Source organism: Pseudomonas citronellolis (assembly GCF_029335315.1).
GTDB lineage: Bacteria > Pseudomonadota > Gammaproteobacteria > Pseudomonadales > Pseudomonadaceae > Pseudomonas > Pseudomonas citronellolis_A.
The window spans coordinates 1-10,444 of the sequence record NZ_JARJLT010000097.1; the positions used below are offsets into that span (position 1 = coordinate 1).

The 10,444-nt window shown below is 66.3% G+C and carries 9 protein-coding genes and 1 tRNA gene; all 10 read left to right on the forward strand.

All coding sequences use genetic code 11. The annotated features are described in order from the left end of the window. Positions 1-173 precede the first annotated feature (173 nt). The 10 genes from P3W75_RS07985 (at position 174) to P3W75_RS08030 (ending at position 9,688) form a co-directional block, all read left to right on the forward strand. Positions 174-947, forward strand: a complete 774-nt coding sequence (locus P3W75_RS07985; protein ID WP_276226829.1) for an ABC transporter ATP-binding protein — start codon at positions 174-176, stop codon at positions 945-947. 14 nt (positions 948-961) lie between these two features. Beyond that, complete coding sequence (locus P3W75_RS07990; RefSeq protein ID WP_276226830.1) at positions 962-1,714, forward strand: ABC transporter substrate-binding protein; 753 nt, start codon at positions 962-964, stop codon at positions 1,712-1,714. A gap of 54 nt (positions 1,715-1,768) precedes the next feature. Further along, the gene (locus tag P3W75_RS07995) at positions 1,769-2,464 is read left to right on the forward strand and encodes an ABC transporter permease (protein ID WP_276226831.1); all 696 of its coding nucleotides are present in this window, start codon (positions 1,769-1,771) and stop codon (positions 2,462-2,464) included. Further along, positions 2,461-3,153, forward strand: coding sequence for an ABC transporter permease (locus tag P3W75_RS08000; RefSeq protein ID WP_276226832.1), 693 nt, complete (start codon positions 2,461-2,463; stop codon positions 3,151-3,153). The genes P3W75_RS07995 and P3W75_RS08000 overlap by 4 nt, the downstream gene beginning before the upstream one ends. A gap of 66 nt (positions 3,154-3,219) precedes the next feature. Then, complete coding sequence (locus P3W75_RS08005; protein ID WP_276226833.1) at positions 3,220-4,443, forward strand: methyltransferase; 1,224 nt, start codon at positions 3,220-3,222, stop codon at positions 4,441-4,443. A gap of 402 nt (positions 4,444-4,845) precedes the next feature. Beyond that, positions 4,846-5,316, forward strand: a complete 471-nt coding sequence (locus tag P3W75_RS08010) for a MarR family winged helix-turn-helix transcriptional regulator (RefSeq protein WP_276226834.1) — start codon at positions 4,846-4,848, stop codon at positions 5,314-5,316. Between the two features lie 3 nt (positions 5,317-5,319). Continuing rightward, positions 5,320-6,792 (forward strand): efflux transporter outer membrane subunit, encoded by a 1,473-nt coding sequence (locus tag P3W75_RS08015; protein ID WP_276226835.1) that lies wholly within the window; start codon positions 5,320-5,322, stop codon positions 6,790-6,792. Between the two features lie 12 nt (positions 6,793-6,804). Further along, a complete protein-coding gene (locus tag P3W75_RS08020; protein WP_276226836.1) occupies positions 6,805-7,992 on the forward strand; it encodes an efflux RND transporter periplasmic adaptor subunit in 1,188 nt (395 codons plus the stop codon). Between the two features lie 13 nt (positions 7,993-8,005). Next, entirely contained in the window at positions 8,006-9,541 is a 1,536-nt protein-coding gene (locus P3W75_RS08025) for a DHA2 family efflux MFS transporter permease subunit (RefSeq protein ID WP_276226837.1), read from the forward strand. A gap of 71 nt (positions 9,542-9,612) precedes the next feature. Next, positions 9,613-9,688: transfer RNA gene (locus tag P3W75_RS08030), tRNA-Thr, on the forward strand. Positions 9,689-10,444: the final 756 nt, after the last annotated feature.

The window sequence follows — 10,444 nt, forward strand, 5'->3', positions numbered from 1 at the left end:
CCAGGCGACAAGGCACTTCGGCAATGCGACAAGATGCCACCATCCAGGCCTGGCGCGGCCCCCGAACGCTTGGCGCCCCCTGGGTCGCGTGATAGCTTGCGGTTCGCCAGGACGGCCCCACCCCCTGCAGCGGCTCGCCGCGAAGCATCCGAACAACAAGACAGGAGCCCCCAATGGCCGAGGCCATACCCGCGCTGGAAATCCGTAACCTGCACAAGCGTTACGGCGACCTGGAAGTGCTCAAGGGCGTTTCCCTGACCGCTCGCGAAGGCGACGTGATCTCCATTCTCGGCTCCTCCGGTTCCGGCAAGTCGACCTTCCTGCGCTGCATCAACCTGCTGGAAAACCCCCACCAGGGCCAGATCATCGTCGCCGGCGAAGAGCTCAAGCTGAAGAAGGCCAAGGACGGTGAGCTGGTCGCCGCCGACAACCGCCAGATCAATCGCCTGCGCAGCGAACTGGGCTTCGTCTTCCAGAACTTCAACCTGTGGCCGCACATGAGCATCCTCGACAACATCATCGAGGCGCCGCGCCGCGTGCTGGGCAAGACCCGCGCCGAGGCCACCGAGATCGCCGAGGCGCTGCTGGCCAAGGTCGGCATCGCCGACAAGCGCCACAGCTTCCCCGCGCAGCTCTCCGGCGGCCAGCAGCAGCGTGCGGCCATCGCCCGCACCCTGGCCATGCAGCCCAAGGTGATACTGTTCGACGAGCCCACTTCCGCGCTGGACCCGGAAATGGTCCAGGAAGTGCTCAACGTGATCCGCGCCCTGGCCGAGGAAGGCCGGACCATGCTGCTGGTCACCCACGAAATGAATTTCGCCCGCCAGGTTTCCAGCGAGGTGGTGTTCCTCCACCAGGGGCTGGTCGAGGAGCAGGGCACTCCCGAGCAGGTCTTCGGGAACCCGCAGTCCGCACGCTGCAAGCAGTTCATGTCCAGCCATCGCTAACGGAGCAACTTTGCATGAAGAACTATAAGAAGATCCTTCTGGCCGCAGCCGCCACCCTCGCCTTCGGCGCCCACGCGGTAGCCGCCGAGAAGCTGCGCATTGGCACCGAAGGCGCCTACCCGCCCTTCAACGGCATCGACGCCAGCGGCCAGGTGGTCGGTTTCGACCTGGACATCGGCAAGGCCCTGTGCGCCAAGATGAAGGTCGAGTGCGAGGTGGTCACCTCCGACTGGGACGGCATCATCCCGGCCCTGAACGCCAAGAAGTTCGACTTCATCGTCGCCTCCATGTCGATCACCGACGAGCGCAAGCAGGCGGTGGACTTCACCAACCCCTACTACACCAACAAGCTGCAGTTCGTGGCGCCCAAGTCGGTGGACTTCAAGACCGACAAGGGCTACCTGAAAGGCAAGGTGATCGGCGCCCAGCGCGCGACCATCGCCGGTACCTGGCTGGAGGACAACATGTCCGACACCGTCACCATCAAGCTCTACGACACCCAGGAAAACGCCTACCTGGACCTGTCCTCGGGCCGCCTGGACGGCGTGCTGGCCGACAAGTTCGTGCAGTACGACTGGCTGAAGAGCGACGCCGGCAAGGACTTCGAGTTCAAGGGCCAGCCGGTGTTCGACAACGACAAGATCGGCATCGCCGTGCGCAAGAACGATCCGCTGCGTGACAAGCTGAACGCCGCGCTGAAGGAAATCGTCGACGACGGCACCTACAAGAAGATCAACGAGAAGTACTTCCCCTTCAGCATCTACTGATGCCAGCCCGGCGCGCCCTGTGACCCAGGGCGCGCCCCTTCAGGCGCGATCCCCATGATTTTCGACCTGCACGGTTTCGGCCCGCAGCTGGCGGCCGGCACCCTGATGACGCTCAAGCTGTCGCTCGCCGCGGTCTGCCTCGGCCTGCTCCTCGGGCTGCTCGGCGCCATCGCCAAGACTTCGAAGAACGCCTTCCTGCGCATGCTCGGCGGTGCCTACACCACCCTGGTGCGCGGCGTGCCGGAAACCCTCTGGGTGCTGATGATCTACTTCGGCACCGTGGCCGGGCTGAACGCCCTGGGCGACCTCTTCGGCAAACCCGACCTGGCCCTGAGTCCGTTCGCCGCCGGCGTCTGCGCCCTCGGCCTGTGCTTCGGCGCCTACGCCACCGAGGTGTTCCGCGGCGCCCTGCTGGCCGTGCCCAAGGGCCATCGCGAGGCCGGCCAGGCGCTGGGCCTTTCCGCCCCGCGGATCTTCTGGCGCATCGTCCTGCCGCAGGTCTGGCGCGTGGCCCTGCCGGGCCTGGGCAACCTCTACCTGATCCTGCTCAAGGACACCGCCCTGGTCTCGCTGATCACCCTCGACGAGATCATGCGCAAGGCCCAGGTCGCCTCCAACGCGACCAAGGAGCCGTTCACCTTCTACATGAGCGCCGCGCTCATCTACCTGGGCCTGACCGTCTTCGTGATGGCCGCCCTGCACGTCCTGGAGCGTCGCGCCGGCCGCGGCTTCGTGAGGAACGAGCTATGAACGACATGGAGCTGATCCTCAAGTGGCTGCCGAAGATGCTCCAGGGCGCCGGGCTGACCCTGGAGCTGCTGGCCTTCGCCGTGGTCGCCGGGCTGGCCCTGGCCGTGCCGCTGGGCATCGCCCGCGCCTCGCGGCACTGGTACGTCCGCGCGCTGCCCTACGCGTACATCTTCTTCTTCCGCGGCACCCCGCTGCTGCTGCAGCTGTTCATCGTCTACTACGGCCTGGCGCAGTTCGAGTCGGTGCGCCAGGGCCCGCTCTGGCCGTACCTGCGCGACCCTTACTGGTGCGCCCTGCTGACCATGACCCTGCACACCGCCGCGTACATCGCCGAGATCCTCCGTGGCGCCATCCACGCCATCCCGGTCGGTGAAGTGGAAGCGGCCCGCGCGCTGGGCATGTCGCGCCGCCAGGCGCTGTTCCACATCATCCTGCCGCGCGCCGCGCGCATCGCCCTGCCGGCCTACAGCAACGAGGTGATCCTCATGCTCAAGGCCAGCGCGGTGGTCTATACCGTGACCCTGTTCGACATCATGGGCATGACCCGCACCATCATCGCCCGCACCTACGAGGCCATGCTGTTCTTCTGCCTCGCCGGGGTCTTCTACCTGGTCATCACCCTGGTCCTCACCCGCCTGTTCCGCCTCGCCGAGCGCTGGCTGCGGGTGGACTCGATGCAGGGCCGCTGACCGGCGCTGCCAGGCAGCGGCGGGGCCGCTATAATCGCCGCCCCGCCGCCTCCCCTTGCGCATGCCGTGGCCGACCGCACCCTCACCAGCCCTACGGGCGACGCCCTCCTCCAACGCTTCCAGGCGCTGGACGACTTCCTGTGCGCGCACCGGGCATTGTGGCGGCCCAAGCCCTTCACCACGCGGCAACTGCCCTGGGAAACCGAGCACCGCGAACTGGCCGACTGGCTGCGCCGGCGCAGCCTGGAAGACGCGGACGCCGTGCACAACCAGCCGGAGCGAGTGGACGCGCCAGCGCCCTTCCCGCAACTGGCGGCCCAGGCCGCTCAGCTGAGCGACGTCGAGGAACTGCCCGCCCACGCCCTGCCCGAGCTGCCGCCGCGCTTCCAGGTCGACGTACCCGGGCGCAAATGGCAGCAGATCGAAGCCTTCGCCAGCCGCCTGGACTTCGCCACGCCCTCGGTGCAGTGGCTCGACTGGTGCGCCGGCAAGGGCCACCTGGGGCGCCTGCTGGCCCACGACGGCACGCCATTGCTGAGCCTGGAGCGCGACCTCGCTCTGGTGAACGACGGCCAGCGCCTGAGCGACCGCCTGGGACTGCGGGCGATGCACGTCGAACAGGACGTCCTCGCCGAAGGCGTCGCCCGCTACCTGCAACCCGGGCACAGCGCCGTGGCGCTGCACGCCTGCGGCGACCTGCACGTCCAACTCCTGCGCCAGGCGGCCGGCAAGCGCTGCCGGCAACTGGCGATCGCCCCCTGCTGCTACAACCGCATCGGCGATGAACGCTACCAGCCGTTATCCACAGCTGCGTGCGCTTCTCAGCTGCTGCTCGACCAGGACGACCTGCGCCTGCCGCTCGCCGAAACGGTCACCGCCGGCGCGCGCGTTCGCCGCCAGCGCGACAGTTCCATGGCCCGGCGCCTGGCGTTCGACCTGCTGCAACGGGAGCTGCGCGGCGTGGACGAATACCTGCCGGTCCCGTCGGTGGCCCCGGAATGGCTGCACAAGCCGTTCGCCGACTACTGCCGCGACCTCGCCGCCCTCAAGGGCCTGGCGCCCCCCGCCGAGCGCGACTGGGACGCCCTGCACGCGCGGGGCTGGCAACGCCTGGCCGAGGTACGCAACCTGGAACTGCTGCGCGGCCTGTTCCGCCGACCGCTGGAAATCTGGCTGCTGCTGGACCGCGCGCTGTTCCTCATCGAACACGGCTACCAGGTGCGCCTGGGCCGCTTCTGCGCCAGCCAGCTCACCCCGCGCAACCTGCTGATCCTCGCCGAGCGCGTCTAGCGCCCGCACTGCACCAAGCCACCCACAGAAGCTGTGGATAAGTCTGTTGAGAAAGCCGGGAAAATTCGCCCTGCAGCCCGCTCCCAACCGCCTGCCACACCGCTGTACAAATTTTGTACGATATTAAAATATCATTCAAAAACAACTACTTATAAAAAACGAGAAACCCTTCATAGTTTTCCGAAGGAAATGGCCTGCGCCCGCCCCAGCATTGTGCATAAGCGTTGGCCATGGGGCGGCGCGATGCGCGGAAATCGGGCGCTCCATGTTGCCTGGCTGGATCGTATAGCTCGTTCAGGAACTGATTGTTCTGCATTCGCAACAATCTGCTATTTGCCAATCGCTGCCTAGGCAGTATTATTTTGAAATACATTACCTGCCTAGACAGTTATTAGCCTTGCCATGGATCACTACCGCGTCTCCGACTTTCCGTTCAAGGGTTCGATCGGCCAGCTCCTGGGCACCGCGGCGGCGCTCAAGGACCGCCTGCTGGAGAAGTACCTGACGGATCTGGACATCACCGCCGCGCAATTCAAGGTGCTGTTCTTCATCGGCCACGACCGCGCCAACACGCCGGCCGAGCTGTGCCGCGAGCTGTCCATCGACAGTGGCTCGATGACCCGCATGCTCGACCGCCTGGAGAAGAAGGAACTGCTGCTGCGCCAGCCCTGCCCGAACGACCGCCGCAGCGTGCGCCTGCAACTCAGCCACGCCGGCGAGGCGGTGAACGCCCAGGCGCCGCGCATCGCCACCCAGGCCATGAACGAACTGGTCGGCAGCCTCGATAGCGAAGAGCTGCAGACCCTGACCCGGCTGCTCGACAAGATCCTCCGCAGCCACGGCGCCGCGCCTTGCGCGACGCAGGAGAAATAATCCATGCGTGCATTGCGTTTACCCGCCGCCACCGTGCTCGGCACCGCCCTGCTGGCCGGCTGCGTCAGCTCCTCGGGCTTGACGCCCAGCGGCAAGACCCTCGATGCGGCCAGCCTACAGGTCGGTCGCAGCCTGGATGGCGCACCGCTGTCCGCCGCGGCCTGGCCGCAGCGCAACTGGTGGAGCAGCTTCGCCGACCCGCAACTCGACAGCCTGATCGACGAAGCCCTCAAGGGCACCCCGGACCTGCAGATCGCCGACGCCCGCGCACGCCAGGCCGCCGCCGCCGCCAACGCGGCCGACGCCGAGCGCATGCCCACCCTGAACGGCAAGGCCAGCTACGCCGGCATCTACGCCCCCACCAGCGTGGCGCCGGAGCCCATCGGCGGGCACTACGCGGCGGTGAAGTACCTGTCGCTGGGCTTCAACTACGACTTCGACCTCTGGGGTGGCCAGCGCGCCGCCTGGGAAGCCGCCCTCGGCCAGGCCAACGCCGCCGAGGTGGACCGCCAGGCCGCCGCCATCAACCTTTCGGCCAACGTCGCCCGCGCCTACAGCGAACTGGGCCACGCGTTCGCCGTGCGCGACCTGTCGCGCGACGAACTGGAACGCTCACAGCGCCTGTTCGACCTCAGCCGCAAGCGCATGGACGCCGGCCTGGACAGCAAGGTCCAGCTGCAACAGACCCAAAGCCAGGTGGCCAGCGCCCGCCAGCAGCTCGCGGCCGCCGAACAGCAGATCGCCAGCGACCGCATCAGCCTCGCCGTGCTGCTCGGCCAGGGCCCGGACCGTGGCCTTGAACTGCAACCGCCGAAGCCGCTGAAGAGCGACGCCCTGAGCCTGCCCTCGAACCTGCCCGCCGAACTGCTCGGCCGGCGCCCGGACATCGTCGCCGCGCGCTGGCGCGTCGAAGCCGCGAGCAAGGACATCAAGGCGGCGAAGACGCAGTTCTACCCGAACCTCAACCTGGGCGCGATGATCGGCCTGGCCAGCATGCACACCAGCGACCTGCTGCAGGCGCCGAGCCGCTTCTACCAGATCGCCCCGGCCATCTCCCTGCCGCTGTTCGACGGCGGCCGCCTGCGCGCCAACCTGGCGGGCAAGGACGCCGACTACGACCTGGCCGTGGCGCAATACAACAAGGCCCTGGTCGGCGCCCTCGGCGAAGTCAGCGACGACCTCGGCCAGCTGCGCTCGCTGGAGCAGCAACTGGTCGACCAGCGTGAAGCGCGCGACATCGCCAAGTCCAACTTCGAACTGGCCATGCGCCGCTACGGCGAAGGCGTCGGCAACTACCTCGACGCCCTCAGCGTGCAACAGCAACTGCTGCTCGCCGAACGCCAACTGGCCAACCTGCAGGCCCAGCGCATCGACCTTTCCGTCCAGCTGGTACAAGCCCTGGGCGGCGGCTTCCAGGCCGACGCCGTCCCCACTTCCGCCCCGCTCGCCCAGGCGGGCGCAGCCGCCGTGCATTAAGAGGCAACCGCCATGACCACCGACACCCAAGAAACCACCGGCGGCACCTCCCAGCGCAAGCGCTGGCTGCTGATCCTGCTCGCCATCGTCATCCTCGCCGGTATCGCCGCCACGCTCTGGGAATTCCTCTACGGGCGCTGGCACGAAGACACCGACGACGCCTACGTCAACGGCAACGTCGTACAGATCACCCCGCAGATCACCGGCACCGTGGTCAGCATCGGCGCCGACGACGGCGACCTGGTGCAGAAAGGCCAGGTCCTGGTGAAATTCGACCCGGCCGACGCCGATGTGGCCCTGCAGCAGGCCGAAGCGAGCCTAGCGCGCACCGTGCGCCAGGTCCGCGGTCTGTTCAGCAACGTCGACGGCTACAAGGCCGACGTGGCGGCGAAGAAAGTCGCCCTGGCCAAGGCCGAGGCCGACTTCAACCGTCGCCAGCACCTCGCCGACGACGGCGCCATTTCCCGCGAGGAACTGGCCCACGCCCGCGACGCCCTGGACACCGCCCGAAGCGCCCTGACCAGCGCCGAGCAACAGCTGGACACCAACCGCGCGCTGGTCGACGACACCGTCATCGCCTCCCACCCGGACGTCAAGGCGTCCGCCGCCAAGCTGCGCCAGGCCTACCTCGACGACGCCCGCGCGGTGATAGTCGCGCCGGTCACCGGCTATGTCGCCAAGCGCACCGTGCAGGTCGGCCAGCGCGTGCAGCCGGGCACTGCGCTGATGGCGGTGATCCCGCTCGATCAGGTGTGGATCGACGCCAACTTCAAGGAAACCCAGCTGCAGCACATGCGCATCGGCCAGCCGGTGGAAATTCGCTCCGACCTCTACGGCAGCACCGTGAAATACCAGGGCAGCGTGGAAAGCCTGGGCGTCGGCACCGGCAGCGCCTTCTCCCTGCTGCCGGCGCAGAACGCCACCGGCAACTGGATCAAGATCGTCCAGCGCGTGCCGGTGCGCATCCGCGTCGACGCCAAGCAACTCGACGACCACCCGCTGCGCATCGGCCTGTCGATGGACGTCAACGTCGACCTGCACGACCAGAGCGGCCCGGCGCTGTCGCAGCAGCCGCCGAAGGACGCGCTGTTCTCCACCGACGTCTACGAGCAGCAACTGGCCTCGGCGGACCAGCTCATCGAGCAGCTGATCCACGCCAACATGGCCGACGGCCGCAACCGCAGCACCGCCGCGCGCTGAACCCGGAACGACCATGAGCGAGCAAAGCAGCGGTGCGTTCAGCCCACCCAGCCTGGTGATGGCCACCATCGGCCTGTCCCTGGCGACCTTCATGCAGGTGCTGGACACCACCATCGCCAACGTCGCCCTGCCGACCATCTCCGGCAACCTCGGGGTGAGCGCCGAGCAGGGCACCTGGGTCATCACCTCCTTCGCGGTGAGCAACGCCATAGCCCTGCCGCTGACCGGCTGGCTCAGCCGCAAGGTCGGTGAAGTGCGGCTGTTCATCGCCGCGACCATCCTCTTCGTGCTCGCCTCGTTCCTCTGTGGCGTGGCCCAGCAGATGGGCATGCTGGTGGGCTTCCGCGCGCTGCAGGGGTTCGTCGCCGGGCCGCTGTACCCGATCACCCAGACCCTGCTGATCTCCATCTACCCGCCAGCCAAGCGCGGCATGGCCCTGGCGCTTTTGGCAATGGTCACGGTGGTGGCGCCGATCGCCGGGCCGATCCTCGGCGGCTGGATCACCGACAGCTACAGCTGGCCGTGGATCTTCTTCATCAACGTGCCGATCGGCCTGTTCGCCGCCTTCGTGGTCTACCAGCAGCTGAAGAAACGCCCGGTGGTGATCAAGCACGCCCCCATGGACTACATGGGCCTGATTCTCCTGGTGCTGGGCGTGGGCGCGCTGCAGATCGTCCTCGACAAGGGCAACGACCTCGACTGGTTCGAGTCCAACTTCATCATCGGCGGCTGCGTGATCGCGGCCATCGCCCTGGCGGCGTTCATCATCTGGGAGCTCACCGACAAGCACCCGATCGTCAACCTGCGCCTGTTCGTGCACCGCAACTTCACCTTCGGCACCCTGGCGCTGGTCGGCGGCTACGCCGGCTTCTTCGGCATGAACCTGCTGCTGCCGCAGTGGCTGCAGACACAGATGGGCTACACCGCCACCTGGGCCGGCCTGGCGGCGGCGCCGATCGGCATCCTGCCGGTGTTCCTCTCGCCGCTGGTGGGCCGCTACGCCAACAACTTCGACCTGCGCATCCTCGCCGGCGTGGCCTTCCTGGTGATGGCCGCCACCAGCTTCATGCGCGCCGACTTCAACACCGAGGTCGACTACGCCCACATCGCCCTGGTGCAGACCCTGATGGGCCTGGGCGTGGCCTTCTTCTTCATGCCGATCCTGAGCATCCTGCTCTCCGACCTGCCACCGGATCAGATCGCCGACGGCTCGGGCCTGGCCACCTTCCTGCGGACCCTCGGCGGCAGCTTCGCGGCCTCCCTGACCACCTGGATCTGGGACCGCCGCGCAACGCTGCACCACGCCCACCTGAGCGAAAGCCTGAGCGCCTACGACCCGGCCACCCGCGACACCCTGAACCTGCTGGGCGGCGCCAACCAGCACAGCACGGCGCTGCTGGACCGCATGGTGGAGAGCCAGGCCTACATGCTCTCGACGGTGGAATACTTCACCATGCTGGGCTGGCTGTTCCTCGCCCTGCTGGTGGTGATCTGGCTGGCCAAGCCACCCTTCGGCGCCAAACCCGGCGCCGCCGCCAGCGGCCACTGAGGAAACCGGCACAGGCTGAAAAATCAGAGGTTTACACTGCCGGGCCGGTGGCTATAATGGCGTCCCTCCTTGCCGGTATAGCTCAGCTGGTAGAGCAACTGACTTGTAATCAGTAGGTCCCGGGTTCGATTCCTGGTGCCGGCACCATGTACACCAAGGCTTTGCGGCGTTTCCAGCGGTGGTCAAACACCCTGCTACGTAACAAGCTACGTAACAAGGGAGCGGCTACGGCCGCTCCAGCCTCCCTGCCAAGCCTGCGCGTTAGTGTGCCGGCGTGAGAGAGCGGATCGCGGCTGTGAACCAGGCCCGAAACCCAGCTCTCCAATGGCAACCCTACGTTTTATGTTGACCCATCGAAATTGGGTAATTTTGGTAATTTCATTTCTGAAGCGCCATTTTCTCCTTTATTTTCAATGAATTAAGACAGTTTCTTAAAGGTAATAATAAGGTAATTTTGGGGTAATCGAATTACCTTTCCCAAGGGTAAGTTCTCGATTTTCTCAACCCGTTGTAAATCAATCACTTACAGAAAAATTACCTTTCCAATTACCTCAAATTACCTTTCAAGGTAATTGATCAAGCCCAGCAACGGCGCGGCTTCCAGGGGTGTTCGGACCCCGAATTACCAAAATTACCTTTTCCCGAGGGGTCAACTGGAAACTGAGCCAGGGGACGCCTCATGCCGCGCCTCGAGAAAGGGGCTGCGGCGCAGGGATTCGCAGGTATTGCCCGCCGCCTGATCGTGCAGCCAGCGCCCAGCCTGGGCCGCCTGGAGGGCTGTGCAGGGGTGAAGAAAAAGTGCCCCCTTTAGCGCGCAGGCGTGGTGGGGGGACGACCGCGCGCGCCGGGTGCTGGTTGGCCTCGTTTTCGCCGGATATACTGGTCATCCATACAGTACTTTCG

Excerpts from the sequence above, each read along its gene's own strand:
- P3W75_RS07995 (WP_276226831.1), top strand. The coding sequence starts at position 1,769 with ATGATTTTCGACCTGCACGGTTTCGGCCCGCAGCTGGCGGCCGGCACC.
- P3W75_RS07985 (WP_276226829.1), top strand. The coding sequence starts at position 174 with ATGGCCGAGGCCATACCCGCGCTGGAAATCCGTAACCTGCACAAGCGT.
- P3W75_RS08000 (WP_276226832.1), top strand. The coding sequence starts at position 2,461 with ATGAACGACATGGAGCTGATCCTCAAGTGGCTGCCGAAGATGCTCCAG.
- P3W75_RS08025 (WP_276226837.1), top strand. The coding sequence starts at position 8,006 with ATGAGCGAGCAAAGCAGCGGTGCGTTCAGCCCACCCAGCCTGGTGATG.
- P3W75_RS08020 (WP_276226836.1), top strand. The coding sequence starts at position 6,805 with ATGACCACCGACACCCAAGAAACCACCGGCGGCACCTCCCAGCGCAAG.
- P3W75_RS08010 (WP_276226834.1), top strand. The coding sequence starts at position 4,846 with ATGGATCACTACCGCGTCTCCGACTTTCCGTTCAAGGGTTCGATCGGC.
- P3W75_RS07990 (WP_276226830.1), top strand. The coding sequence starts at position 962 with ATGAAGAACTATAAGAAGATCCTTCTGGCCGCAGCCGCCACCCTCGCC.
- P3W75_RS08015 (WP_276226835.1), top strand. The coding sequence starts at position 5,320 with ATGCGTGCATTGCGTTTACCCGCCGCCACCGTGCTCGGCACCGCCCTG.